Below are 24,598 nucleotides of genomic sequence, written 5' to 3' on the forward strand. Positions count from 1 at the left end.
TGGACATTTCGGGGAGCTTGGGACGTGCAGTTGGGATCAGGCGGCAAGAACTACCGGGAACAAAAAGTTGTCGCGGTCACACGCAAGGATCAGGTCTATTCCATTTTGCGCCAGGCCATCATTTCATCGCAGCTCGCTCCGGGCGAAGCTATCCGGAAAGAGCTTGTGGCCCTGCAGCTTGGGGTATCACGCACCCCTGTCAGCGATGCCATTAATCGTCTCGCCGATGAAGGTCTGGTGGAGATTTACCCGCAAACCGGGACTTTCGTTGCAAGATTGCGGCTGGACAAGATCGAGACCGCCCAGTTTGTGCGTATTGCGCTGGAAACGGCTGCGATCCGGCGAGCAGCAGAGCGAAGCTCATCGGAGACGGTCATACGTCTTCAGAACAATCTGGCGCAACAGCGTAAGGCAGCCGATTCCAGAGATTTTGAAGGCTTCTATGCGCTTGATGAGGAGCTTCACGATATGATCTGCGATGCTGCAGGTCTGGTTGGCTTGCGCGAGATCGCCTCGAAGGAGCGCAGCCAGATCGATCGGGTGCGTCGCCTCCTCCTCCATTACGAAACGCGCATGGTTGAGACGCTCAAAGAACATGAGGCGATTGTCGCTGCCATTGCTGATAAGAGCGTTGAACGCGCGGTGGCTACAATGGAAGATCATATTTCCAAAATGGGGAAAATGCTTCTGCAGTTGCAGACCAAGCGGCCGGAACTGTTCGCCAGCTAGAAACCTGCCCTACTCCGCATGGAGATCCCGCGCGATTGCCGGGCCGACCTGCAAATCCCGAAAGGTCGCTTCAAAGCCTGCCCGCTGCGGTGAACATGCCATGATACCAACCGACGCATCTGCATTGGAAAATGGGGCAAGGCGCGCAAGCTGCCATGGCGCATCATTAATCGCAAACTGAACACGTACGGCGTCGTCATGGCGGGTAAGCCTTATATGCACATCATCGTCGGTACGAGCGCCATGCAGTGGAATAACCGACCAGTCAGAAATCCGGTTGGTCACGACGACACTGAAATGCATCAGGCCATCTGTATATTCGATGCCAGTCTTGATCCAGTTCTGATGATCAATGCGAAGCATCAGTCCCGCCTGATCATAAAGCTCCCTGTAATCACCGCGTACAGTGACGCTCGCGCTGAAATCGCCGCTGACGGGAGTGAGGTAGGCGTGGCCATTGTCGCGCTCGAAACCGTAGAATGTCCGCTGCCAGAAATCGGTATTTTCACCCGTTGAAAGCGTAAGTTCGTGGGCATCGCCCCGAAAGGATGCTGGCTCGTTCAGCCAGTGGAATTGCATAGTCATGAATGTCTCTCCGCAAGCGAATCCAATCGGGATATGGCGCAAACGGGTAATAACAGATTGTCACGCGTGCAAAAACCGTGCCGCCAGCGGTGCAATCCTGTTTTTAAACAGGCGTTTTATGAGTGGAGCGTTTCAGGGCGTTTATCGGTTGGTGTAAAACGAAAGGGTTGCTGAAAAAGCCCCTTCTCCGCCAGAACATTGAGTTCGCGGTTCGCCGCCATCACCGCCAGTTCATCAATATCGTGGACACCGCTTTCATAGATGGCGATCACGATCTTGGCGAGTTGGTTGCAACGCACATGGGTTTTCGGACAGCGATCAAGCATCTTTGATGCCCGGTCATGGGCGTGCTGCATGATGTCCCAATCCGTGGTGGAGTGGATGCGTTGGTCTCTGCTTGAAAAAGGCATGACACACTCCCTGATATGGCTAAGTTTTTTGCTGTGCCGCTTTTGTCGTCAAAGACTGGCAGACAAAATTCACGGGCAGAAATTTAGTAGATTCCTCTTTGACTGGTATGGCAAATCACACTCTTTCACAGGACATATAACATCTTCGTGATCGTAATTCTGGGATCAAAAATGCACCCATTATTGTTGACTAAATATTTCATGTTTTGTATGGCTGAATGGTTCTGGTCAGTTGCTGGAGCAACCTGAAATTTGCTCTGTAAGCCATACAAATCAAAGGAGTTTTTATGAAGATCAACTTTTCGACTATTGCAAGCGTTGCCGCGCTCGCGGTCGCCATCATTGCCACACCCGCTATGGCGCAGAATGCCGATGGCATCGTTGTGTATAACGCCCAGCACGAAAGCCTGACCAAGGAATGGGCTGATGGCTTCACCAAAGAAACAGGCATCAAAGTCACGATCCGTAACGGTAAAGACATGGAACTGGCCAACCAGATCGTTCAGGAAGGCGCCGCCTCACCGGCCGATGCATTCCTCACGGAAAACTCCCCCGGCATGGTTCTCGTTGACAATGCCAAGCTGTTCGCGCCGCTTGATAAGGCCGTGCTTGAACAGGTTCCCGCGAATTTCCGCCCCGAACATGGCCGCTGGACCGGCGTTGCTGCCCGTTCAACAGTGTTTGCCTATGACAAGACCAAGCTGACTGAAGACAAGCTGCCAAAGTCCCTGCTCGACCTTGCTGATACCAGCTGGAAAGGCCGCTGGGGTGCAGCACCAGCCGGCGCTGACTTTCAGGCCATCGTCAGTGCGCTTCTGGAACTGAAAGGTGAAGAAACCACAGCCAAATGGTTGAAGGCACTGAAAGAAAATTCAAAAGCCTATAAGGGCAACAGCGTCGCCATGAAAGCCGTTAACGCAGGCGAAATCGAAGGCGCGGTCATTTATCATTACTACTATTTCGGCGATAAGGCCAAGACAGGCGAAAACACCAAGAATGTTTCCCTGCACTACTTCAAGCATGAAGATCCGGGTGCATTTGTCAGCATTTCCGGTGGCGGTGTCCTCGCTTCAAGCAAGCATAAGGAAGACGCGCAGGCATTTCTGAAGTGGGTTACGGGCAAGGCTGGTCAGGCAATCCTGAAGGACGGCGATTCCTTCGAGTATGCTGTTGGCAAGGATGCTGCATCCAATGCGGCACTCGTTCCCTTGGCTGATCTGCAGGCCCCGAAGGTTGAACCTTCCAAGCTCAACAGCAAGAAGGTCACTGATCTGATGACTGCTGCGGGCCTGCTGTAATCCCGACGCCGACAATCAGGTACTGAAAAAACCTACGGGCACCCCTGCAGCGACATTTGGTCCTGCGGGGGGTGTTCTTCTATTTTCCTTCAGATAAGAAGGCCAAACAGGCCGCTGCGAAGCGCCCATGCCCATGAAAGCAAATGTGAATTGGTATCATCAGGATCAATAAGCAGCACAGCCGCTTCGCCGCTGCCGCCGGTGCCACTGAAAGTCAGGCGCCGCTTGCCGTTCCTGTCTGTTTTTGGCCTTGCGGGCATTGTCGCGGCTTTTAGCCTGCTTCCACTCGGGTTTGTTATCTGGGTTACTGTTCAGACCGGCTGGGATACGGTCATTGCATTGGTGTTTCGCGGCCGTGTCGGGGAACTTCTGATCAATACGGTCTTGCTGGAAGTCTGGACAATCCCGCTGTCGATCATTCTCGCAGTCAGCCTCGCATGGCTGACGGAGCGCACTGATCTGCCCGGCGCGCGGCTTTGGGCGTGGCTGGCCGTTGCGCCGCTTGCCGTGCCGGCATTTGTCCACAGCTATGCCTGGATCAGCATTGCGCCAAGCCTGCATGGCCTGTCCGGCGGGGTTCTCGTTTCCGTGCTTGCCTATTTCCCGTTTCTTTATCTCCCGGTTGCTGCCCAGATGCGGCGCGTTGATCCGGCCATGGAAGATGTCGGCGCATCGCTTGGGCTTGGTCCGTGGCGCGTTTTTTTCCGCGTATTGCTGCCACAGCTGCGCTTTGCCATTTGCGGCGGTTCGCTGCTGATCGGCCTGCATCTTCTGGCGGAATACGGCCTTTTTGTTATGATCCGGTTCGATACTTTTGCGACGGCAATCGTCGACCAATTCCAGTCCACGTTCAACGGCCCTGCTGCCAATATGCTGGCGGGCGTACTTGTGTTGTGCTGCGCGGGCTTGCTGGGGCTTGAAGTCCTGATCCGCGGCAATGAACGTTATGCACGTGTGGGCTCGGGTTCAGCGCGTCCGATCACCAAACATCGGCTCGGCTGGTTTACCCTTCCCTGTCTGCTGATTCCCTTGATTACCTCAGCACTGGCGCTCGGTGTTCCCTTTGTGACACTGACCCGCTGGCTTATTGCCGGAGGAACGGCTGTCTGGAATCTTGATGCCATCAGCACGGCATTTTCCACTACACTTTTTCTGGCTGTTGCCGGGGCACTTCTGGCCACGGTTGCGGTCATCCCCATGGCATGGCTTTCCGTCAGAGCGCCGGGCCGCGTTCAACGTGTGCTTGAGGCCTGCCACTACTATGTTGGCTCGCTGCCCGGGGTTGTTGTTGCACTGGCGCTTGTAACGATCACGGTACGCGTTGTCCTGCCGCTGTATCAGACCGCAGCGACGCTGCTTCTGGCCTATGCCCTGCTTTTCCTGCCGCGTGCATTGGTGGGCCTGCGTGCGAGCATTGCCCAGGCACCGGTCGAACTTGAACGGGCGGCCATGGCCCTTGGACGAACACCCGCACAGGCCGTCATGCAGATTACCATGCGACTGGCGACACCAGGCGCTGCCGCCAGTATTGCACTTGTCGCACTTGGCATTACAAATGAGCTGACGGCAACACTGATGCTCGCGCCCAATGGCACACGCACGCTGGCCACGGAATTCTGGGCGCTGACCAGTGAGATTGATTATGCGGCGGCGGCACCCTATGCACTGATGATGGTCGTGCTGTCACTCCCGTTGACACTTCTGCTGCACGCCCAATCAAAACGGATTGTTGGACGATGAGTTTTCTCGACATTCAGGGCGTAACAAAACGCTATGGCGTGACCACAGCTGTTGATGATGTGACGCTCTCCATTGAAGCGGGCAGCCGCACCGCCATTGTGGGTCCGTCAGGGTCAGGCAAGACAACATTGCTCCGTCTTATTGGCGGCTTTGAAGCGCCCGATGATGGCCGGATAACGCTTAACAGCGAGATTCTGGCGGAAGGCCTCTCGATTGTTCCTGCGCATCGTCGCAGCGTGGGCTTTGTCACACAGGACGGTTCGTTGTTCCCACATCTGACCGTTGCCGCCAATATCGGGTTCGGGTTGGACAAACGCAGCCCGGATCGTGATCGGCGCGTTCTGGAACTTATGGACATGGTGGAACTTGACCGCGTCATGCTTCACCGTCGGCCGCATCAACTGTCGGGAGGACAGCAGCAGCGGGTGTCCCTCGCCCGCGCACTGGCACGGCAACCCCAATTGATGCTGCTCGATGAACCATTCTCGGCTCTCGATACGGGCTTGCGTGAGAGCATGCGCAAAGTGGTTGCTGAGGTGCTGAAGAGAGCTGGTATTACGACCATTTTGGTGACGCATGATCAGGCGGAAGCCCTGTCCTTTGCCGATCATGTTGCTGTGATGCGACAGGGAAAACTGGTTCAGGCAGGCCCGCCGCGCACATTGTATCTCAACCCGACAGACCCTACGACAGCATCCTTTCTCGGCGATGCCATTCTGTTGCCGGCCGAACTTGGCGATGGGTGGGTTGATTGCGCCTTTGGGCGCCTTGCGGCCAAGACCAACAAGCGTCTTGGCTCTGCGCAGATCATGCTGCGCCCGGAACAGTTGAGACTCGTCACCGTGCCCGAAAACGAAGCCGTGAAGACGCTTGAAAATACCGTTCGCTATGGCAAGGTGGTTGATATTGAATTCGGCGGCGCCGTATGCACGTTGATGGTTGCGATCCTTGATAATCAGAGCGTTTTCAACGGTGGGACACCTGCGCCAGTGCAGATCAAATGTTCTGCTGTCAATTTGCCTTCAATTGACGATCACGTACGCATTGAAGTCCTTGGCGAGCCGCATATATTTGCCTGAGGCGATTGCTGTTCCGATTGGTCGGAAGAGCAGTATGCCAAACAAGCATGCTCCCGGAAGGAACGCTCCATGTCGCTTTCAATGTACCAGATTTCAGTCCCGGTCTTTATTCGTGGCTTTTCAATTCTCTCGGCACTCATTGCCAAAGCCGAGGCCTATGCCGCTGAAAAGAAGATCGACCCCAACGTACTCGTCAATGCCCGTCTTGCACCTGATATGCTGCCGTTCTCAGGTCAGGTCCAGCGTGCCAGCGACACATCCAAAGCAACGATTGGCCGCCTGACCGATGTCAAAACACCAAGCTTTCCTGATACCGAGACAAGTTTCGCCGATCTGAAAACACGCATTGCCAATACGGTGGCGTTTCTGGAAGGCCTTGATGCATCAGCGCTGGATACCAGCGATCAGCGCGAAGTGACCTTGAGTTTCGGCGAAAACAAGGCACATCTCGACGGACATGGCTACATGTTGAAGTTCGCTTTACCGAACTTCTTTTTCCACATCACCACGGCACACGACATCCTCCGGCACAATGGTGTTCCCATTGGCAAGCTGGATTATCTTGGTGCTTACAGCAACTCAATGTAGGCGTCAGAGCAACTAGCGCTGCCTGGCTTTACGGGCAGCGTAGCGGCGATCACGTTCGGCCTTGCGTTCGGCTTCATCAGCAACAACGCGGGCAATGCGGTTGCTGGATTCAGCCTGAATCGCATTTGCTGCAGCCGCTGCTGCTTCGGCAATGGCGGCGGCTTCCGCAAGTTTGCGGTCCCGCTCTTCCTGCTTCATCCGTTCGCGTTCTTCCTGCCGGGCTGCGCGCGCAGCGGCGATTGCTTCCCGTTCCGCACGCTTGGCCAACATTTCAGGGTCTGTCGGCTTTGGTGCTTTTTCGAACTTTTTGAGAAGCAGTTGCTTAGCCTCGGCCGCCGCTTTGCGGCGATCGGCAAATTCATTAAGGTGTTTCAATCCGGGGTAGTCCTTGTATGTGTCATCTGGATATCTGCTGGAGGCGCCCTCGGCAATATTACCGGTTGCGCTACAGTGCGCCGCATCGTGCAGCACCGCAGATATGCATCCTGTAACCTACCCGGCGCGCTGTGACAATGAAAGCTCGTCGCAAAGCGCAATTGAATTATCAAATTTTCAGGCTCAATGTAACATCTGGTGTCAACAACACAAAAAAGAACGTGAAAACCCAAGGGGCGATCACCATATCTCTGATGTATCGAGGCATAGAAAATCTGTCACTCTGGACAGGTGCCTAGGGGAGAGCAAAATGGCTCACATTGAATACCAGCTGCATGCCTTTGATCTTGATAGCAAATTTGGTTTTGCTGATGGTAACATGTTTGGGTCTTTGCTGCGCGAAAAGCTTGGCAAGCTAGCTCCCAACAAGCGCGAGGTTCTGGTGGAATGCGTCAAACGCTTTCTGCTTCCGGCAATTCCGCGCCGTGTCAGGACTATGATTGTTGCCAAGGGACACAACCCGATCCGTCTTGTTGATGGCGAAACGATTGATGATGTCGAAGATGTGACCGTCGGCATCAAGGAAAAAGATGTGCTGCACATAGCAATCGAGCTTTTGCGCCGCACGAAAAAGTAACGCCGCGTGTTTCGACGCGGCGCTCAGCGGTGATCAGTCGACAGCGACCATAACATCAGACGCTTTCACAACCGCGTAGGCGCTGTTGCCGACCTTGAGCTGCAATTCATCAACTGCCTCATTGGTGATGGATGCAGTGACGATTGATCCGCCCACATCGATACGCACATGGGCCGTCGTGGCTCCCTTGGTGACTTCGACGATGGTGCCCTTCAAGCGATTGCGCGCACTGATTTTCATGGTGTTTCTCCTGTTGTTTGCCGCACTTTAGACGACGTGAGCTTCAATACAATGAATGAAAGAAAAGACCTCGAAAAATCAGGCTGTTCTTATCAAGATTTATGCGAAAGTTTATTGTCCGGAACAGGCTGAATAAGTCGCTATCACTGGCTGACTAGGGTTTAAAGAAGCGCTCTGTTTCTTCAATTGTCACGAGATCCCCTGATGATTGCCACTGATCGACACCGGATCGCAGCAGCGTTTCATTGTTTGCACGCCCTTCCAGCCCATCTGCACTGACCACCAATCCCAGCCCTTGCCCAAGACCGGCAAGCGCGCGCACCATTTTCGCAGTTTCTTCCTCGTTCATATTCTCAATGAAACGGCGGTCAATCTTGATCTTGTCGAGCTTGAATTCCTGTATGTGGTAGAGGTTGGAATAGCCCGTGCCGAAATTGTCGAGGGTTAACCGCACCCCGGCTGCGCGCAGCGGCCCGAGTGCCAGCTTGGCTGCCTCCAGATCATGCACGACGAGGCTTTCGGTGATTTCTATATCCAGCTGCTGCGCGGCGAATCCGGTTGATTGAAGCAATTGCAGGATTGTCTTGCCGAACTCCCGGTCTCTAAGCTGTCCGGGAAGCACATCGATCGACAGGGTAACATTGGATGGCCACTGTCTGGCCGCCATGAACGCTTTTTCAAAAATACGCTGACCAAGAGCGTAAATCAGCCCTGTTTCTTCCGCTATCGGCAGAAACCGTTCAGGTGGCACTTCCTTGCCATCACCAGCAATCCAGCTTGGCACAGCTTCAAAGCCGATCACCTTGCCGGAACGCAGGTCAAATGACGGTCGAAAGCGGACATTGATGCCATCATTGGCAACAGCGGCGCGCAAATCACGCTCAAGCTGTTCGCGCTCCTGTACGAGCCTGTCCATATCCTGTTCAAAGAAGCGGAAAGTGGAACGGCGTTCTGCCTTGGCACGGTAGAGTGCCACGTCAGCCTTACGAACAGCATCTTCGCCCGAGTGAGCATCCGTTGGCAACAATGCGATACCAATACCTGCGCCTGCATCATAATGAATGGACCCGACAATGATGGGGTCGCGCAATTCATCGACGATGCGCAAAGCGATATTGGCGGCAGATTCTGCTCCAGCCAAATGCTGGGCCAGAATAATGAATTCGTCGCCGCCAAGCCGTGCAAGAAGATCGCCATCGCGAATGGTACGCTGCAGCCTTTGGCCAATCACAACAAGCACATCGTCGCCGACACCATGACCATAGGCATCATTGATCTGTTTGAAGCCATTAAGATCAAGAATGATCACAGCATGGACGGCGCCGGTGCGTGGCGGAGACGCAACTGCCATCCGCAACGCTTCCTCGAATTGCCGGCGATTGGCAAGGCCAGTCAAAGGGTCCTGATAGGCCAGAATACGGGCCTGTTTCTCCGCTTCAATCCGGCGCGCGATTTCACGTTTCTGCTCTAGATAACGCCTTATGGCAAAGCCGAGCAAGCCAAGTGCAAGGACGGACCCGAGCAGTAGCGTCTCATCCAGTTCGATCAGCAATTCGCCAGAACTGACGCTTCCTTCGGTTTCGAAAATATCGATCTGAAAAGCCACATAGGCAAGCACCAGCAAAATCGCCAGCAGAATACCCAAATCCTGTATGCTCACACGGTTGCGCACAACGAAACTCCAGAATCGCGCATAAAATCCGACGGACTCATTCTCACGTTTTCCCTGCATAATCTGTTCGTTTCCAACCCCAGACCGATCATTTGTGTCCGGCAGCATTGCTGGCTGCCCGAGCGGTTGCCGCAATGGAGCAACGTGATCAGAAATCACGCATCCTATTGCGACAGCTCGTATCTCGCCGGTCTTTTATGCTTTTTACTCTAGTTGAAGTAAAAGGCGTAGGACGCAAAGTTTCCTTCGAAGATATTGGTAATCTGGCTCCATTCACCGCTGGTCATGGCCGGACCATCCTGCAGATACGGTACGGCTGCCGGGCCAGTTACCCAAAGCACCAAGTCAAAGGGTTTTGGATCGTCGAAAACCTTTGCAAGGTTGATGCCTTTATCAAAGCGCCAGTGAGGAACGAGGATCTTGCCATCAAGGGCCGCTTCAAACTGTGAGAGCACGGCAAGCCAGGCCTGAATACGTTCAGGCGTCACATCAAAGGACGGCAGAACACCGCTCTTCTGTTTTGGTCCTGGCAGCCATTCGTGATCGTCGTCAGTTTCCTTGTCGATCAACGCCCAGGTTTCGCGATTGAGCACAATGACCTTTTTCAGGTGATCGCGCACCTCGCTCCACATGGCTTTGTCAGCAACCGGCCAGCGGATTGTGTGGATGAGTGTAACAAAATCGGCGATATCATCAGCTTGCGCTTTTCTGACACCGAACATCGTCTCATCTTCGCCGCCCTTGCCGTTGGCCTCTGACATGGTCGAGACGGCCCGCGGAAAGACAACACTGAAGCTGCTGTTCCAGCTTTCGGAAAAATCGTGGGAAAGCCATGCTTTGGCGACAGCCATCAGAAGGTTATCATAACCTTGCAGCCATTTCGCATCGGCAGTGTCAAAACCAACGATGAATGGTACAGGCTCGCCCTTCTCGTCCGTATCGGAAAAGGCGCGGCCAATGTGATCCTCCGGGCCGACTGTCCCGTCACCGTTCCAGTCAAACCGCGCAACGGAAAGATCGACTTTCAGCTTTGCCGGCTTGTTGCCAACGGCGGCAAGCGCCTTGTCGGCGGAATCGAGATCAGCAATGAATGCTGCAAGAATCCCGCGAAACTGGTCGTAGGTGATGGGCTCCGGATTATAATTTCTGGCAATCTCGCTGGAACCACGTCCGAGAAACATCTCATAACCATCGGACTTTGAGCCAAATCCATAACGATAGAGCGATTGTGACAGCTTTTCGAATGCCCGGGCCGAGCGTACGAGTCCGAGACCGAGCTGCGCATCGGCGTTGTCAGTGGCTTTGGCAGCCAGAGCAATCATTTGCTCATCGGCTTCACCGATCCGGCCATTGGCCAGATATTTCTGGAACAATTCAGTTGCGGCACTTTCTGCCCGCGCTGCCGCCGACAGGTTAAAACAGGCAAAGCTTGCCACGACGATCAGGGAAATGAGTTTTTTCACGCAGATTTTCCGTTGTTGATGACATCAAACAACGGATTGATAGTCTGGAGAAACGCAAAAGTCTGCAAAATACAATCAAGCTGGTCAGTTATACACTTTTAGCTTTCGTGTTTTTAAAGCGAAAACTTATCGTCCTGTGTAAATTGACCTGCCTTTTCAGACTCTGATCGCAAGACTTCCTGCATACGATCCAGTGTGCGCATGGCAGCGAAAAGCACTTCCCGGTCATGCTGGTGTGCTTCGAAAAGAGCGACGAAGGCCGGGTTGGTGATTTCATGCGGTTTTGGTGCCGCCTTGGCCTTGTTCAAACTCTCATCAGCTGCGCGTCTTGCTTTATCGACCTGATTACGCGCCGCATCCACATCCGACAACGTCTTGAAATACTGGCTCATTGTGCGCTTTGCCGATTTTGGTGAACGTCCGACGACACCGGAGAGCAATACCTGATGGCCCTGCTCTACCGGAGTGCTGTTCCCGGCTCGCCCGGAAGATCTGCTGTTCAAGTCGGATATGCTTTTCATGGGCCATTCTCTTACGATTGGCCTGAGCATAGGGCATCGGTCCCTGGGCTGAAACGAAAGCGCGGTTAAAACATCGGCAAAAACAGGCACCGGATTCCGGTTCTGTCTCTCTTGCTAGAACCAGATTGCGTTTTGCCAGCCTCCCAACTCTTTGGGAGGCTCGCGCCTCAAGAATCATATTCCGGCTTTTTCGGGATGACGGGCGGCCTGCAACCATCGCATGTAAGCAGTTTTACACGGGTTCGAGCATACCAAACCATGCCACAAGCCCGAGCACGCCAACCCCTAAAACAATCTCCATAAGCGTTCCATACCATATCGCCTGTATCGAATTTACATTGTGGGTTCTCATGCGCGGCACAAAGATATAGCGGTTCACAATGGCCAGCGCCGTCAGGAGGATTACGAGGATGATCTTCAACGCCAGCAATGCCTGATAGGGCGAGGAAAAGTCCTTTGGAATATGTCCAAGAGTAAGAAAAGTGTTGATCACACCGGATATGATCACAAGCGCAACAGCAATATGACCTGCCGTGGAAAATCGCATCAGCGCCAATTGCGCAGACTGATGATATCCGGGCTGGCGCAACAGGCGAAGAACCAACATGACCGGGATCAGCGCTCCGATCCACGCGCCGCCCGATAGGACATGCACCATGTCGTTGAGACGATGGGCCAAGCCAACCCAACCATCTTGCATTGTTGCGTGGCCTGACAAAGCCAAGCTTATCAGGAGCAATCCAGATCCAGCCACGGTGACAGCAATTGCTTTTCGCATTGGCAAGACGAGCGCGGGCGTGAGCAGCGATGCGGCAATTGCCTGAATGAGCCAGGCGTTACCAACGCTGGTTTCGAGCAAAACGTCCCGGATCGTCGATAGATCAACAGCGTCGCTCCAGCCCTGCCCGATGGCTCCCGCCTGAAACGGAAGCGCCAGGAATGTCGATGCAATAGCCAGAATAATGGCGCTGACACGCGCAGTGCGAAGGCGTTGCCCGATGTCCAATCTAAGAGCTTGAGGTACAAGCAACGCCAGATAGGCAAACGCACCCCACAGGAACATCGCAGATAGGTTGCGAACGAGCCTGCAAAGAATGAGCGCGGTTTCCGCTTCCATCAGGGCTTAACGGTGAAGGTGTAGCTGCCCTTAGTCTTATGGCCATCGGTTGAAAGCACCTGCCAGTTGACCGTGTATCCACCCGCCGCAAGAGGTTTGGAGATTGGTATCACCATTGTTTTGTTATCGCCCGTTGCCAACTTCGCCTTATCAGTCGCAACGGCGGTTTTGTCTGTTCCGGTCAAAGTTGCCGACGAGAATTTCAGATTAAGCCCTTCCGAAAATGTCAGATCAAGCTCGCTCGGCGATGTGGTTACAACTGCGTTTTCGGCGGGTGTTGCGCTTTTCAGATGTGCGTGCGCAAGTGCCTCGCCCGCTATGCCGATGCTGAGAATGGCGGCAAGGGTGAGAATATGGGGCAGCTTGGACATGGGAACTCCTTGAGGCGATGGTTGAGAAGGCGCTGTTGCACAGTTGCAGTGGAAACTAAGCCGGATTTTGGCCCGTTCATGTCGTGTTGCCTTCTATTGGCGATGGCAAATTGGCACAGACCCGCAACATCCATCTACGCCCATCGCTGCGCAGTTCGGTGAAACTCAACGGCTCAACATCAATACGCCAGAATGCGGAAACGGGTGCCTGCAAAGTATAGAGAATGGCAGCACGGACGACCAAGGCATGGCTCACGACGATAGTATGACCGCCATCATCCAAATGCGCCTCCATCCAGTCCGAAACCCTTTGAAGAAGATCATTGAAGGATTCGCCCCCATGTGGCGCCGAATCTGGATCAGCCATCCAGTTCCCGGCATTATCAGGATCTGACGCATGAATATCGCTGAGCGGTCTTCCTGCCCAGCGTCCATAATCCATATCTGCCATGGCTGCATCGACTGTGGCTTCCAGCCCTAAGGCTTCGGCGGTCTGCCGCGCACGCAGCGCAGGGCTGGTCAAAAAATGGTGCGCATGGCGCAATTGACCGGCGAATCCAGCCGCGCGCTGTGTCTCTCCCGGAGCAAGCGCTTCATCAAGCGGAAATGCACCCGCATGCGTCGCTGATGTCGCTCCGTGACAAACAAATGTCAAACGCGTGGCTTTTGTCAAAATATCCCCTGCAAACTCTTGAGAAAAATACGAAAACAGCCCCATGGCCGTTCATTGACAGCGTGCAGCGCGCACAGATATAAACGTGGAGTTGCGGGTTTGGAAGCCGGTGAAATTCCGGAGCGGTCGCGCCACTGTAATTCAGTCAGCTGTTCATATGCTGGTTGTAAGCCAGACCCTAACCGTAGCATCATTCATTCCGTTATCGAACGCGTCATTCTGGGAGAAAGTTTATGTCCGATATCACTCTAGCACCTGCAGCCGGCGTCACACCAATTCCTCTTGGTGAAGTTCTGCCGTGGGCCATTTTTGGCGGCCTGCTTCTGCTGCTTGCGATCTATTTTATCGGCGCGGAAGAAGGCGCAATGTCACTCTTCTCGGGCATGTATGTGCATGAATTCGTGCATGACGGCCGCCATCTCCTCGGCTTCCCCTGCCATTAAGGAGATCGGTCAATGACTAGAAACCTTTTGATCCGCGGCATGATCGCGGGTTTGCTGGCTGGTTTGCTGGCCTTTGGTTTTGCCCGGGTTTTCGGTGAACCACAGGTCGATCATGCCATTGCTTTCGAGGAAAAGATGAGCCAGGCCGCCGGTGAAGTCGCCGAACCTGAGATCGTCTCCCGCGAAACGCAGGCTGGCCTTGGCCTTTTCACCGGCGTTGTTGTTTTCAGCACGGCTCTTGGTGGATTGTTTTCTCTGGTCTTCGCTTTTGCCCATGGCCGGGTCAGTTCATTCAGCCCGCGTGCAACGGCGGCGCTGCTCGCCTTGGCTGGTTTCATTGCGATTGTGCTGGTGCCCGCCATCAAATATCCCATGAACCCGCCCGCAGTCGGTAGTCCTGATACGATTGCCGCCAGAACGGAACTGTTCTTTGTTATGCTGGTGGTATCTGTCGCTGCCCTTGCTGCAGCTACGGGACTGGCAAGCCGCCTGCGTGCCCAGCATGGTGCGTGGAATTCGGCGTTGATTGCCGGTGCCGCCTATGTCGTTTTCATTGCTCTCGTGCAGTATCTTCTGCCGGCAATCAACGAAGTTCCGGAACAGTTTTCACCGACCGTTCTATGGAACTTCCGCGTTGCCTCGCTTGGCTTGCACGTGGTCATCTGGACGACCATCGGCCTTGTCTTCGGCGTTCTGGCTGAACGGGTTTTGGCTTCGCACCGTCCAAGCTACCGCTTGCAAACCGCTCGCTGATCGACTTGCCTGAACGCCTGCATTGCGGCGTTCAGGCCCGACTCTTATAGACGCGTCTCCCGCCGCCGATTGGATTGTTATGAGATCGGAAACATCAGGAAAATATCGGCGACGCGCAATTGGTCCGCTTGCCGGAGCCATCATCACCTGCATACTGTTGTTTTTATCACCAAACTCGGTTGCTTGGGCACATCGCAGCAGCGCAGGCACCGATACATCAGGTATTTCCATTCCAAGTCTATCCCACGGTGAAATGGCCATCATTGCCAATTATCGCAAGTCGATCCTTGACCTTGCGGCACGGATGACCCGCACGGATGAAACATTCCGGCGGCTCGTCAATTACACCAATATTCAGTACAGCTACTGTCTCTGGGGCATCGTTCCCGGCAGTGTTACCGACGAGGAGAGCCCTTTCAACGCGTGCTCGCATGCCTATCTGGCTGCAGTGAAGGCGGTGCTGGTCTATATGCGCGACATGCCTGAGCACAGGACCACTGTTGACGCACTGGTCTCCGATATTGATGCCGAACTTGTGCGCAATGGCGGGTCGTTTGTCATGTGCCAGTACAGCGGCGATCCTTATAATACCGCCAATATTATTCGTCCGCGCTGGAGTGATATTCCCCGCCATCTGACCAGTCTGCTATCGTTCCTGAGTTTTGCAGTTACGTTTCTTGCCGCGGGCTTTATCTTCATGCAATTTACACGCGCGCCTCAACGCCCGCTTACCGCCTCGTAGAACGAATTTATCGGTTGCTGGGTGACAAGTGGGGTGTCTTTGAAGCGTCTCATTTCAATTTTGGAAAATCGGACGATGCGTCAGCTCTTCATCGCATTGCGCAACGGCACCTTGGTGTTTGCTGCGATCCTGCTTGGCGCAATGTCCGCCAGCGTTGCGGATGAAAATCGAACGCGGCAAGTCAATGAGCAACTGGATGGTTTGGTAAGAGAACCTCTTTCACTGAAGGTGACTTTGCAGGATGGCCGGCAGGCAACTCTCGATGCTTTTGTAACGCGCCCGAACAAGTCTGGACGGTTTCCCATTGCCTTGATTACACACGGTACCAACGGAGATGCGAGCGATCGCAAACTTAACCCAAATCGCTTCTCTTCTCCGGCCATCGCATTTGCCCGGCATGGCTATGCCGCCGTTGTCGTCCTGCGGCAGGGATACGGCAAATCAACTGGCGATAATGAATATGGCGGCGGCACCTGCAAGTCCCCTAGGCATGCGAGGGCGGGTAAAGTTGCGCGTGACAATCTCATTGCCGCATTGAAAGCGATACGGGACCAACCCTGGGCATCAAGCGACCAGACACTTCTTATTGGAATGTCCTCTGGCGGCTTCGGAGTGCTTGCAACGGCTGCCTTGAATCCGCCGGGTGTGCAGGCTGTCATCAACTTTGACGGCGGACGCGGCGCTCCGGAGAAAGGGCGGTTTTGCGACCAGAATGGTCTCATGAATGCGATCAAATCTTACGGACAGACAGCCCATATCCCAACTCTTTGGATATATTCCGCTAACGACATGTCATTCTCGCCAACTCTTGGCCGGAAAATGTTTGATAATTACCGGCAAGCAGGTGGTGTGGCAGAGTTTTTTCAAACGGCTGCCTTCGAGGACGATGGCCACACCATTTTAATATCCGCTCCGGAAAGCTTCTGGTGGCAACGGGTCGCCCTCTTCCTGAAGAAGAACAAACTTTCCAATGAAGAACTGGTTACTCTGTCAAACGCCAATTTGTTGCCACCGGACAATATGTCCTTGCGAGGATACGATGCATTTAAGGAATATCTGGCGATGCAGTCCTACGAAAAGGCGTTTGCAACAAACGTCGAGGGTGCCTGGGGTTGGACAACATGGGCACGAACCCAGGAAGAGGCCGCAAAGCGAGCAATTACTCTATGTCAGAAGGGTCGGAAAAAGAATGAGACTGAATGCACCTTGTATGCTGCGGGCAACCAAATGGCCGCCCATGAAAAATCTCATTGATTCATATCTCCCGTTCAATCTTCATTCCTTTCATAGCTGCGCTACATTACGTCAGCCTATGGGCAATACGTCACATTTCCTATGATGTGCGCAAAAGCCATATGTCTGGATCGTTTTGATCGATTGAACGTTACTGCCTTTCGCTACACCTCGTCACAGCCAAGGACACCTCATGCCATCCTTTGATTATATTCGCCCCATTCTCCTGTTGCTTGGCTCCAATGTTTTCATGACATTTGCCTGGTACGGGCACCTCAAGTTTGAAAACCGGCCACTTTTTCTGGTTATCCTCGTCAGCTGGATGATTGCCTTTGCCGAGTATTGCCTTGCTGTGCCAGCAAACCGTTATGGCCACGAAATCTATTCCGCAGCCCAGTTGAAGACGATTCAGGAGGTAATTACCCTTCTGGTTTTCGCCGGTTTCTCGGTGATGTATCTGGGCGAGAAAATCACTATCAATCATCTCGTGGGTTTTGCCATGATCTGCGCCGGTGCATTTTTCGTGTTCAAAGGACCACTTTGAAAGTCAGATAATAGCAAAGATTCCCATAGTAACAAAGCTCCCAATGCTTTGGCCTATTGCATTATTATCTTAAAAAACGCAATATGAGAATCATGTGGGTATCCTACAGAATCTATGGATTCTACTTGACAGCCTGATCAAGATAAGCCTCGGAAAACTAGTTAGTCGATTAAATTAATAATACAGCTGGGAGACATGTTTCTTTCGCCTCCCAGCCACACAACGACTTTGCCGCAATTAGCTAACCATTACGGAATGTATAGGCGTAGCCATTGAGCGCCGGGGCACCGCCGAGATGGGCGTAGAGCACCTTTGATCCTTCAGGAAAAAACCCTTTGCTGACCAGATCAATCATGCCTTGCATGGACTTACCCTCGTAGACAGGATCGGTGATCATACCTTCAAGCCGCGCGCAAAGTCGTATGGCCGCCTTGGTTTCCTCGGACGGTACGCCGTAGATCGGATAGGCATAATCCTCGTTCAGGATTACGTCTGCTTCGGTCAGATCCTTACCCAGCTCGACCAGCTCTGCCGTGCGCTGTGCGATCTCCAGCACCTGCGCTTTGGTCTGTGCAGGTGTTGCCGAGGCGTCAATGCCGATGACATTGCGTTCACGCCCATCCTTGGCGAAACCAACCAGCATGCCCGCATGGGTTGATCCCGTTACCGTGCAGACGATGATATAGTCAAACTTGAAACCAAGTTGCGCTTCCTGTGCCCGCACCTCCTCAGCAAAGCCGACATAACCCAGCCCGCCATATTTATGCACTGAAGCACCAGCAGGAATCGGATAGGGCTTGCCGCCTTTGGCCTTCACATCCTCAATGGCATTTTCCCAGCTTTCGCGAATACCGATATCAAAGCCTTCATCAACCATTTCCACATCAGCGCCCATGATGCGGCTCAAAAGGATGTTTCCCACGCGATCATAAACAGCATCCTCATGCGGGACCCAGCTTTCCTGTACGAGACGGCATTTGAAACCGATCTTTGCAGCCGTCGCCGCAACCATGCGGGTGTGGTTTGACTGCACGCCCCCAATGGAAACAAGTGTATCAGCACCCGAAGCAATCGCGTCCGGCACGATATATTCAAGCTTGCGCAGCTTGTTGCCACCAAATGCCAGCCCGGAATTGCAATCGTCGCGCTTGGCGTAAAGCTCCACCTTGCCGCCCAGATGTTGCGACAGTCGGCTTAGTTTCTCGATAGGCGTCGGTCCGAATGTCAGTGGATAGCGTTCGAATTTTTCCAGCATAGTTTTCCCCTTGATGGAACATTGTTGCTGGCAAAACGCTACCACCCATCAAGAGAAAGGTGCTCTCATAGTTAAGCTTAAAATTTCCGAAACTGATCTTCAAAATTTCGCTTGATACGATAATCTCTTATATCTTGGTTGAACAATGGAAGATTCTTTCATGACTGGTGATCTCGATCGTATCGATATGAAGATGTTGCGGTATCTGCAAAAGAATGGGCGGTTGACCAATGCGGAACTGGCAACGCTTGTGGATGTCAGTCCCGCCACCTGCCACAGACGGACACAGCGATTGTTTGAAGACGGGTATATCAAGACCGTGCGGGCAATGGTGCAGCCGCAAAAAGTCGACCGCGGTGCGCTTGTCATGGTCGGCGTGGTGCTGGACCGCTCAACCCCTGAGAGTTTCGCCCAATTCGAGCAAGCGGTGACAAAACTGAGTTTTGTTCTCGACTGCAATCTTGTCGCTGGCGATTTCGACTATTTTCTCAAAATCCGCGTCAAGGACATGGCCGACTTCAACCGCATTCACGGCAGCCAGCTCATCGCCCTGCCCGGCGTTCGCCAGACCCGAACTTTTTTCGTCATGAAAGAAGTGATCGATAATGCACCGCTGGATTTCTGAAACGCGGCGTTACCGGCCCATGTCGCTCTTGGTGTTCTTGTAGATGTTCACGCCAAGCTCGCGGATTTTCTTGCGCAGCGTGTTGCGGTTGAGCCCGAGCAGTTCCGCTGCCTTGATCTGGTTGCCATGGGTGGCTGTCAGGCATGAGAGAATGAGCGGATATTCCACTTCCTCAAGCACACGCTGATAAAGCCCGACCGGCGGAAGATCATCACCATAGGAGAGGAAATAGCGCTGCATGTTCAGTTCCACCGCCTGGGCGATAGTGATATCCTCGTTGGACATTGAATTGGAGGAAGGTTCGGTCGGGCGAAGATCGGCTTTGAGTTCCGCTTCGATCACATCCGCATTGATTTCTTCCTGCGGATAAAGCGCAGCCAGACGGCGCACCAGATTTTCCAGTTCGCGCACATTGCCCGCCCACGGATAGCGGCGCATCAGATCGAGACCATCGGCAGTGATGCGTTTTTCCGGCAGACCGTCTTTTGCCGCCATCTTGAAGAAATGCCTGACCAGATCAGGAATATCCTCGCCGCGCTCGCGCAGCGGCGGAAGTCGTAGCGGCACGACATTCAGGCGATAATAGAGATCTTCGCGGAACATGCCCTGATTGATCAGTGTGCGCAGATCCTTGTTGGTCGCGGCCACGATACGCACATCGGTTTTGATCGGTGTGCGACCGCCAACGGTCATATATTCGCCCTGTTGCAGCACCCGCAGCAGCCGCGTCTGCGCTTCCATCGGCATATCGCCGATTTCATCGAGGAACAGCGTGCCGCCATCGGCCTGTTCAAACCGGCCGCTTGAGCGGTTCTGCGCGCCGGTGAAGGCACCCCGCTCATGGCCGAAAAGCTCGGATTCAATCAGATCGCGCGGAATAGCCGCCATATTGATGGCAACGAACGGACCTTTACGACGGCGGCCATACTCATGCAGCGCACTCGCTACGAGTTCCTTACCTGTGCCGGACTCACCTGAAATCATCACTGTGAGGTCGGTCTGCATCATGCGGGCGAGAACACGATATATATCCTGCATGGCTGGCGAACGACCAACCAGAGGCATCGTGTCGGGCTGTTCCTCATTGGCCCACTTTTCCGGCTTTTTCTTCGGTTCCTTCAAAGCGCGGCCAACGATGCTGACCAGTTCGGTCAGATCGAAGGGCTTTGGCAGATATTCATAGGCACCCGCCTCCGAAGCGCGGATTGCGGTCATAAAAGTGTTCTGCGCACTCATGACGATGACGGGCAAATCTGGACGCGATTTTTTGATACGTGGCAGCAGGTCGAAGGCGTTTTCATCCGGCATTACCACGTCGGTGATAACAAGATCACCATCGCCAGCAGAAATCCAGCGCCACAGGGTGGCGGCATTGGATGTGATGCGCACATCATAACCGGCACGCGAAAGTGCCTGATTGAGGACTGTTCTGATTGCTGCGTCGTCATCCGCGACGAGAATGCTTCCCAAGCTCATGATCAGAACCCTGCCTTTTTCGTAATAATCATTTCATCCGCATGATCCTCGACCGAAGGATCGCTTTGCCATGCGGGCATCAGAATGCGGAACGTGGTTTTGCGCGGCACGGAATCACACTCGATCACGCCGCCATGATCGCCCACAATCTTGGCAACAAGTGCAAGGCCGAGACCGGAGCCATTGGGCTTGGTTGTGATAAACGGATCGAAGAGATGCGGCATGATATCAGGCGAAACACCTGCTCCAGTATCCTGCACGCAGAATTCCAATGGCAGTGACACGCGGTTGCGAATACCCGGAATAGACAGGCGAATACCGGGCCGGAAGGCCGTCGATAGGGTGATTTCGCCCGGTTCGTTTGTCCCGATGGATTCGGCGGCGTTCTTCACCAGATTCAAAAAGACCTGCACCAACTGGTCGCGATTGGCGAAGACATAGGGCAGTGACGGGTCATAATCCTCGTGGAATTTGATGTGACTGGCAAAGCCGTTCTTGGCAATGGCTTTCACATGATCAAGCACAACATGAATATTAACGGCTTCACGCTCGATTGGTCGCTCGTCCGAAAAGACTTCCATGCGGTCGACAAGCGAGACGATCCGGTCAGTCTCATCGGTGATCAGCCGTGTCAGCGCACGGTCATCATCATTGAGCCCGGTTTCCAATAGCTGCGCCGCACCGCGAATTCCCGATAGCGGGTTTTTGATCTCGTGTGCCAGCATGGATGCAAGGCCCGTCACCGAGCGTGCCGCACCGCGATGGGTCATCTGGCGGTCGAGCTTCTCAGCCATGGATCGCTCCTTGAACAGGATAACGATCGAGCCCGGCGCTTCGCTGACGGGTGTCACATAGAGATCAACGATCCGGTCCTGTCCAAGACGCGGCGAAGAGACATCGACACGATACTCATTGATCGGCGATGGGCTTTCGCGCACCTGTTTGACCAGAGCCAGCAATGGGCTGCCGAATGGCAACAGCATTTCAAGCGTATTGCGGCTCAATATGCTGGCGCTGGAGCGGAAAAAGGCTTCCGCATCGGCATTGGCATAGGAAATATGCCCCGTCTCATCGAGCATGATCACCGGATGGCGGATGGCATTGAGAACAGTGCCTGCCAACTTGTCGTCCATCGTAACATTGTCTGCCGACGTCATCATGCAACCTTCTTCATGTCGTGTTCGTCAGACCGCGAGAGCGCGGCATGCAGGCGTCCAGCAACCAGACGCGGGTTTGTCTCGGTCATAATCCCGGCGCGTTCAGCGGCGCTGATATCAACACCGTGCTTTTCCAGATACCAGCCAAGATGTTTGCGGGAATGGCGAATGCCTGTCTGCTCGCCATAATGGGCCAGCATCGCCTCGTAATGGGCGACAGCGTAATCCGCAATCATATCAGTGTTTTGGCCACTCTTACTGCCATGCACGATCAGTCCGGGAAGCCATGGCTGCCCATAGGAACCCCGTCCGACCATGACGGCATCAGCACCGGAAGCTTCAAGAATACCGGCTGCGTCATCACGGTTCAGCACATCGCCATTGGCAACAAGCGGTATCGAAACCGCATCTTTCACGGCGCGGATTGCGCGCCAATCGGCTTTGCCCTCATAGAACTGGCAGCGTGTGCGCCCATGCACCGTCACCATCTGGATACCGGCCTGTTCGGCGCGGCTAGCAAGTTCAGGTGCATTGATGGTGTCATCGTCCCAGCCCAGCCGCATTTTCAGCGTCACAGGAACCTTGACTGCACCGATAGTCGCTTCGATAAGCGTCAAAGCGTGATCGAGATCGCGCATCAGCGCCGAGCCGGAAAAACCGCCCGTCACTTTCTTAGCCGGGCAGCCCATATTGATATCGATAACATGCGCGCCCTCGCCTTCGGCAATACGCGCGGCTTCCGCCATCCACTTTGTCTCGCGTCCAGCGATCTGCACCACATGCGTGCCAAGACCATCACCGCGCAGCCGCAGCAGATTACCGCGCTCACGCGTACAAAGTTCCGCGCTTGCAACCATTTCAGATACAACCATGCCCGCTCCTGCCTTCCACGCCAGTTGGCGGAACGGCAGGTCGGAAACCCCGGACATTGGCGCAAGGAACACCCGGTTACGCAGGACAACGCCGCCTATGTTGAGTGGTTGATGCAGATCAGTCACGTCACTGTTGCCTGTTTCGTATGCAATTTTCCAATCGCCTATCCTTTAGACAGGAACACCTGGTTAGGCAAGGCAAAGAGCACCTGGAAGTGACTAGTTTTCGTTTAAACCTCTGGTCTTTCGCTTCGGCAACAGGTAACGCAGTTGGAAGTTACGGAGAGAAGTGTGGCGGCAGGTACAGACGACAGACAGATGCGGGTAGCAGCCGTCATTGTGGCGGCTGGTCGCGGAGAACGCGCGGGCCAAAGCGTTGAAGGACCAAAGCAATATCGCAAGATCGGCGGTGAAGCGGTTCTGGCGCATACGCTGCGTGCTTTTCTCGGCTGTCCGTTCATCGATCATGTCGTTGTGGTCATCCACAAGGAAGACGAAACGCTTTTTGCGCAGGCAGCCGGTGATTATGCCCTGCAGGTGACGAAAGTCACGGGCGGACCGACACGGCAGGAATCAACCCGGCTTGGACTGCTTGCCCTCAAAGACAACGCTCCGGATCACGTGCTTATCCATGATGGCGTGCGCCCTTTCATCTCCGCTGATCTGCTTGAACGGGTGATCTTCAATCTGACACCACATATTGGTGTTCTGCCGGTACTTGCCGTTTCCGATACGCTGAAGGCAGCGGGCCATGATGCCATGGTCAGCGCCACGGTTCCGCGTGCCGGGCTTTATGCCGCCCAAACGCCGCAGGCTTTCCCCTATGAGCCGATCATGGCGGCGCATGATGCAGCATTCGCCATTGGCCGCTCTGATTTCACCGATGATTCCGCCATTGCCGAATGGCAGGGTCTGCCGGTGCGCATTGTCGAGGGCTCGGCTGACAACACGAAACTCACCTGGGCAAAGGATATTGATATGGCTGATGACCGCCTGTCCGAGAGACATGCCGCCTTTCCGGATGTGCGCACCGGCAATGGCTACGATGTCCACTCCTTCGAACCCGGCAATGGTGTGACGCTTGCCGGTGTGTTCATCGAACATGACCGCAAGCTCAACGGCCATTCCGATGCGGATGTGGCATTGCATGCTTTGACCGATGCCCTGCTGGCCACACGCGGCGCTGGCGATATCGGCACGCATTTCCCGCCATCCGATCCACAATGGAAAGGCGCTGCCTCACATATTTTTGTCGAACATGCGGTAAAGATCGTCAAAGCAGCGGGCGGACGGATTGCCAATGCGGATATCACCCTGATCTGCGAAGAACCGAAAGTTGGTCCTCATCGCGCGGCAATGACCGCAGCTCTGTCAAAAATGCTTGGAATTACGCCCGACCGCGTTTCGGTCAAGGCGACAACCAACGAGAAACTGGGCTTTATCGGCCGCAAGGAAGGCATTGCCGCCATCGCCACTGCGTCGGTGATCTATCCCGGTGGTTTACCGGAATGAGCGGGCTGATTGCGGAGGTAAAGGCCATCGCGGTTCTGGAAGCGTGCCGTCCCAAAGGCATTTTGCTGGCGACAGCGGAATCCTGCACGGGCGGCCTGATTGCGGCCTCCCTTACCGATATATCAGGTTCGTCCGACGTGGTGGATCGCGGCTTCGTCACGTACTCCAATGAAGCCAAGCACGACATGCTTGGTGTCTCCTCGGAACTCATAGACACACATGGCGCTGTCTCCGAGGAAGTGGCGCTTGCCATGGCGGCGGGTGCGTTGAAGCATTCCCGTGCGGGAATTGCAGTGTCAGTTACAGGTGTTGCCGGTCCCGGCGGCGGTTCCGCCGCAAAACCGGTTGGGCTTGTCTGGTTTGGCGTCGTCCTCAAAGGACAGGCACCACAGGCTGTGCGCCATATTTTCCCGGATCATGGCCGCGCAAGCATCCGTCACGCCGCGGTTAATACGGCGCTCGATCTGGTGCTCAAAATACTTGCCTGA

The 24,598-nt window shown here is 54.3% G+C and carries 28 protein-coding genes; 14 read left to right on the top strand and 14 right to left on the bottom strand.

Features of this window, described 5'->3' with window-relative positions; translation table 11 throughout:
- The first annotated feature begins 24 nt into the window (after positions 1–24).
- On the top strand, positions 25–729 hold the full coding sequence (locus BLU05_RS23980) for a GntR family transcriptional regulator (protein ID WP_113097131.1): 705 nt from the start codon (positions 25–27) through the stop codon (positions 727–729).
- Positions 730–738: 9 nt separating this feature from the next.
- On the opposite strand, the gene BLU05_RS23985 is transcribed toward BLU05_RS23980, so the two are convergent.
- A complete protein-coding gene (locus tag BLU05_RS23985) occupies positions 739–1,314 on the bottom strand; it encodes a DUF1349 domain-containing protein (protein WP_091885950.1) in 576 nt (191 codons plus the stop codon).
- A gap of 116 nt (positions 1,315–1,430) precedes the next feature.
- Positions 1,431–1,724: a hypothetical protein gene (locus tag BLU05_RS23990; RefSeq protein WP_091885953.1), complete on the bottom strand. Its 294-nt coding sequence runs from the start codon at positions 1,722–1,724 to the stop codon at positions 1,431–1,433.
- A 287-nt stretch (positions 1,725–2,011) separates the two neighbouring features.
- On the opposite strand from BLU05_RS23990, the gene BLU05_RS23995 reads away from it, so the two are divergent.
- The 4 genes from BLU05_RS23995 (at position 2,012) to BLU05_RS24010 (ending at position 6,429) form a co-directional block, all read left to right on the top strand.
- Positions 2,012–3,022 carry an iron ABC transporter substrate-binding protein gene (locus BLU05_RS23995; RefSeq protein ID WP_091885957.1) on the top strand — a complete coding sequence of 337 codons (1,011 nt, stop codon included), beginning with the start codon at positions 2,012–2,014 and terminating at the stop codon, positions 3,020–3,022.
- A 201-nt stretch (positions 3,023–3,223) separates the two neighbouring features.
- A complete protein-coding gene (locus BLU05_RS24000; protein WP_244518528.1) occupies positions 3,224–4,762 on the top strand; it encodes an ABC transporter permease in 1,539 nt (512 codons plus the stop codon).
- A complete protein-coding gene (locus tag BLU05_RS24005) occupies positions 4,759–5,841 on the top strand; it encodes an ABC transporter ATP-binding protein (protein ID WP_091885963.1) in 1,083 nt (360 codons plus the stop codon). The genes BLU05_RS24000 and BLU05_RS24005 overlap by 4 nt, the downstream gene beginning before the upstream one ends.
- A 69-nt stretch (positions 5,842–5,910) precedes the next feature.
- A complete protein-coding gene (locus tag BLU05_RS24010; RefSeq protein ID WP_091885966.1) occupies positions 5,911–6,429 on the top strand; it encodes a DUF1993 domain-containing protein in 519 nt (172 codons plus the stop codon).
- A gap of 12 nt (positions 6,430–6,441) precedes the next feature.
- Here BLU05_RS24010 and BLU05_RS24015 read toward each other — a convergent pair whose 3' ends face one another.
- Entirely contained in the window at positions 6,442–6,804 is a 363-nt protein-coding gene (locus tag BLU05_RS24015; protein WP_091886148.1) for a DUF6481 family protein, read from the bottom strand.
- A gap of 310 nt (positions 6,805–7,114) precedes the next feature.
- On the opposite strand from BLU05_RS24015, the gene BLU05_RS24020 reads away from it, so the two are divergent.
- Positions 7,115–7,441, top strand: coding sequence for a hypothetical protein (locus BLU05_RS24020; RefSeq protein WP_091885969.1), 327 nt, complete (start codon positions 7,115–7,117; stop codon positions 7,439–7,441).
- Between the two features lie 33 nt (positions 7,442–7,474).
- On the opposite strand, the gene BLU05_RS24025 is transcribed toward BLU05_RS24020, so the two are convergent.
- The 7 genes from BLU05_RS24025 to BLU05_RS24055 form a co-directional block, all read right to left on the bottom strand.
- Positions 7,475–7,681, bottom strand: a complete 207-nt coding sequence (locus BLU05_RS24025) for a TOBE domain-containing protein (RefSeq protein WP_091885971.1) — start codon at positions 7,679–7,681, stop codon at positions 7,475–7,477.
- Positions 7,682–7,835: 154 nt separating this feature from the next.
- Positions 7,836–9,413, bottom strand: a complete 1,578-nt coding sequence (locus tag BLU05_RS24030) for a putative bifunctional diguanylate cyclase/phosphodiesterase (protein WP_175540740.1) — start codon at positions 9,411–9,413, stop codon at positions 7,836–7,838.
- A gap of 149 nt (positions 9,414–9,562) precedes the next feature.
- Entirely contained in the window at positions 9,563–10,816 is a 1,254-nt protein-coding gene (locus BLU05_RS24035; protein WP_244518520.1) for a hypothetical protein, read from the bottom strand.
- A 113-nt stretch (positions 10,817–10,929) separates the two neighbouring features.
- Positions 10,930–11,337, bottom strand: a complete 408-nt coding sequence (locus BLU05_RS24040) for a hypothetical protein (RefSeq protein ID WP_139210516.1) — start codon at positions 11,335–11,337, stop codon at positions 10,930–10,932.
- A 232-nt stretch (positions 11,338–11,569) separates the two neighbouring features.
- On the bottom strand, positions 11,570–12,454 hold the full coding sequence (gene copD, locus BLU05_RS24045; protein ID WP_091885979.1) for a copper homeostasis membrane protein CopD: 885 nt from the start codon (positions 12,452–12,454) through the stop codon (positions 11,570–11,572).
- Positions 12,454–12,825 (bottom strand): copper homeostasis periplasmic binding protein CopC, encoded by a 372-nt coding sequence (gene copC, locus BLU05_RS24050; RefSeq protein ID WP_091885983.1) that lies wholly within the window; start codon positions 12,823–12,825, stop codon positions 12,454–12,456. Before copC ends, copD begins: the two co-directional genes overlap by 1 nt.
- Before the next feature lie 76 nt (positions 12,826–12,901).
- Positions 12,902–13,498: a histidine phosphatase family protein gene (locus BLU05_RS24055; RefSeq protein WP_244518521.1), complete on the bottom strand. Its 597-nt coding sequence runs from the start codon at positions 13,496–13,498 to the stop codon at positions 12,902–12,904.
- A 233-nt stretch (positions 13,499–13,731) separates the two neighbouring features.
- Here BLU05_RS24055 and BLU05_RS24060 point away from each other — a divergent pair, with 233 nt between their 5' ends.
- The 5 genes from BLU05_RS24060 to BLU05_RS24080 all read left to right on the top strand — a co-directional run bounded on the left by BLU05_RS24060 (position 13,732) and on the right by BLU05_RS24080 (position 17,213).
- Entirely contained in the window at positions 13,732–13,941 is a 210-nt protein-coding gene (locus BLU05_RS24060; protein WP_091885989.1) for a CbtB domain-containing protein, read from the top strand.
- Positions 13,942–13,953: 12 nt separating this feature from the next.
- Positions 13,954–14,694, top strand: a complete 741-nt coding sequence (locus BLU05_RS24065) for a CbtA family protein (RefSeq protein WP_091885992.1) — start codon at positions 13,954–13,956, stop codon at positions 14,692–14,694.
- A 79-nt stretch (positions 14,695–14,773) separates the two neighbouring features.
- Positions 14,774–15,436, top strand: coding sequence for a hypothetical protein (locus BLU05_RS24070; protein WP_091885995.1), 663 nt, complete (start codon positions 14,774–14,776; stop codon positions 15,434–15,436).
- A gap of 75 nt (positions 15,437–15,511) precedes the next feature.
- On the top strand, positions 15,512–16,690 hold the full coding sequence (locus BLU05_RS24075) for an alpha/beta hydrolase family protein (protein WP_091885998.1): 1,179 nt from the start codon (positions 15,512–15,514) through the stop codon (positions 16,688–16,690).
- Positions 16,691–16,862: 172 nt separating this feature from the next.
- Positions 16,863–17,213: a DMT family protein gene (locus BLU05_RS24080; protein ID WP_091886000.1), complete on the top strand. Its 351-nt coding sequence runs from the start codon at positions 16,863–16,865 to the stop codon at positions 17,211–17,213.
- 241 nt (positions 17,214–17,454) lie between these two features.
- Here BLU05_RS24080 and BLU05_RS24085 read toward each other — a convergent pair whose 3' ends face one another.
- Complete coding sequence (locus tag BLU05_RS24085) at positions 17,455–18,468, bottom strand: 1-aminocyclopropane-1-carboxylate deaminase (RefSeq protein WP_091886003.1); 1,014 nt, start codon at positions 18,466–18,468, stop codon at positions 17,455–17,457.
- 160 nt (positions 18,469–18,628) lie between these two features.
- Here BLU05_RS24085 and BLU05_RS24090 point away from each other — a divergent pair, with 160 nt between their 5' ends.
- Positions 18,629–19,093: an Lrp/AsnC family transcriptional regulator gene (locus tag BLU05_RS24090; protein ID WP_091886005.1), complete on the top strand. Its 465-nt coding sequence runs from the start codon at positions 18,629–18,631 to the stop codon at positions 19,091–19,093.
- Positions 19,094–19,102: 9 nt separating this feature from the next.
- Here the strand turns inward: BLU05_RS24090 and ntrC are convergent, their stop codons facing one another.
- From ntrC to dusB, 3 genes are read right to left on the bottom strand one after another with little or no spacing between them, the layout of a single operon-like run.
- A complete protein-coding gene (gene ntrC, locus BLU05_RS24095) occupies positions 19,103–20,569 on the bottom strand; it encodes a nitrogen regulation protein NR(I) (protein ID WP_091886008.1) in 1,467 nt (488 codons plus the stop codon).
- 2 nt (positions 20,570–20,571) lie between these two features.
- Complete coding sequence (locus BLU05_RS24100; RefSeq protein ID WP_091886012.1) at positions 20,572–21,729, bottom strand: two-component system sensor histidine kinase NtrB; 1,158 nt, start codon at positions 21,727–21,729, stop codon at positions 20,572–20,574.
- A complete protein-coding gene (gene dusB, locus BLU05_RS24105; protein ID WP_091886015.1) occupies positions 21,726–22,724 on the bottom strand; it encodes a tRNA dihydrouridine synthase DusB in 999 nt (332 codons plus the stop codon). Before dusB ends, BLU05_RS24100 begins: the two co-directional genes overlap by 4 nt.
- A 192-nt stretch (positions 22,725–22,916) precedes the next feature.
- Here dusB and BLU05_RS24110 point away from each other — a divergent pair, with 192 nt between their 5' ends.
- Complete coding sequence (locus BLU05_RS24110) at positions 22,917–24,110, top strand: bifunctional 2-C-methyl-D-erythritol 4-phosphate cytidylyltransferase/2-C-methyl-D-erythritol 2,4-cyclodiphosphate synthase (RefSeq protein WP_091886017.1); 1,194 nt, start codon at positions 22,917–22,919, stop codon at positions 24,108–24,110.
- Complete coding sequence (locus tag BLU05_RS24115; RefSeq protein ID WP_091886020.1) at positions 24,107–24,598, top strand: CinA family protein; 492 nt, start codon at positions 24,107–24,109, stop codon at positions 24,596–24,598. The genes BLU05_RS24110 and BLU05_RS24115 overlap by 4 nt, the downstream gene beginning before the upstream one ends.

It is taken from the genome of Phyllobacterium sp. OV277, from assembly GCF_900104355.1.
Taxonomy (GTDB): Bacteria; Pseudomonadota; Alphaproteobacteria; order Rhizobiales; family Rhizobiaceae; genus Phyllobacterium.

Coding starts and splice junctions, on each gene's coding strand:
- BLU05_RS24065 (WP_091885992.1), top strand. CDS start 13,954: ATGACTAGAAACCTTTTGATCCGCGGCATGATCGCGGGTTTGCTGGCT.
- BLU05_RS24010 (WP_091885966.1), top strand. CDS start 5,911: ATGTCGCTTTCAATGTACCAGATTTCAGTCCCGGTCTTTATTCGTGGC.
- BLU05_RS24080 (WP_091886000.1), top strand. CDS start 16,863: ATGCCATCCTTTGATTATATTCGCCCCATTCTCCTGTTGCTTGGCTCC.
- BLU05_RS24115 (WP_091886020.1), top strand. CDS start 24,107: ATGAGCGGGCTGATTGCGGAGGTAAAGGCCATCGCGGTTCTGGAAGCG.
- BLU05_RS24025 (WP_091885971.1), bottom strand. CDS start 7,681: ATGAAAATCAGTGCGCGCAATCGCTTGAAGGGCACCATCGTCGAAGTC.
- BLU05_RS24100 (WP_091886012.1), bottom strand. CDS start 21,729: ATGATGACGTCGGCAGACAATGTTACGATGGACGACAAGTTGGCAGGC.
- BLU05_RS24040 (WP_139210516.1), bottom strand. CDS start 11,337: ATGAAAAGCATATCCGACTTGAACAGCAGATCTTCCGGGCGAGCCGGG.
- BLU05_RS23985 (WP_091885950.1), bottom strand. CDS start 1,314: ATGACTATGCAATTCCACTGGCTGAACGAGCCAGCATCCTTTCGGGGC.
- BLU05_RS23995 (WP_091885957.1), top strand. CDS start 2,012: ATGAAGATCAACTTTTCGACTATTGCAAGCGTTGCCGCGCTCGCGGTC.
- BLU05_RS24085 (WP_091886003.1), bottom strand. CDS start 18,468: ATGCTGGAAAAATTCGAACGCTATCCACTGACATTCGGACCGACGCCT.
- ntrC (WP_091886008.1), bottom strand. CDS start 20,569: ATGAGCTTGGGAAGCATTCTCGTCGCGGATGACGACGCAGCAATCAGA.
- BLU05_RS24005 (WP_091885963.1), top strand. CDS start 4,759: ATGAGTTTTCTCGACATTCAGGGCGTAACAAAACGCTATGGCGTGACC.
- copD (WP_091885979.1), bottom strand. CDS start 12,454: ATGGAAGCGGAAACCGCGCTCATTCTTTGCAGGCTCGTTCGCAACCTA.
- BLU05_RS24030 (WP_175540740.1), bottom strand. CDS start 9,413: ATGCAGGGAAAACGTGAGAATGAGTCCGTCGGATTTTATGCGCGATTC.
- BLU05_RS24075 (WP_091885998.1), top strand. CDS start 15,512: ATGCGTCAGCTCTTCATCGCATTGCGCAACGGCACCTTGGTGTTTGCT.
- BLU05_RS24060 (WP_091885989.1), top strand. CDS start 13,732: ATGTCCGATATCACTCTAGCACCTGCAGCCGGCGTCACACCAATTCCT.
- BLU05_RS24110 (WP_091886017.1), top strand. CDS start 22,917: ATGCGGGTAGCAGCCGTCATTGTGGCGGCTGGTCGCGGAGAACGCGCG.
- BLU05_RS24090 (WP_091886005.1), top strand. CDS start 18,629: ATGACTGGTGATCTCGATCGTATCGATATGAAGATGTTGCGGTATCTG.
- BLU05_RS23990 (WP_091885953.1), bottom strand. CDS start 1,724: ATGCCTTTTTCAAGCAGAGACCAACGCATCCACTCCACCACGGATTGG.
- BLU05_RS24070 (WP_091885995.1), top strand. CDS start 14,774: ATGAGATCGGAAACATCAGGAAAATATCGGCGACGCGCAATTGGTCCG.
- copC (WP_091885983.1), bottom strand. CDS start 12,825: ATGTCCAAGCTGCCCCATATTCTCACCCTTGCCGCCATTCTCAGCATC.
- BLU05_RS24020 (WP_091885969.1), top strand. CDS start 7,115: ATGGCTCACATTGAATACCAGCTGCATGCCTTTGATCTTGATAGCAAA.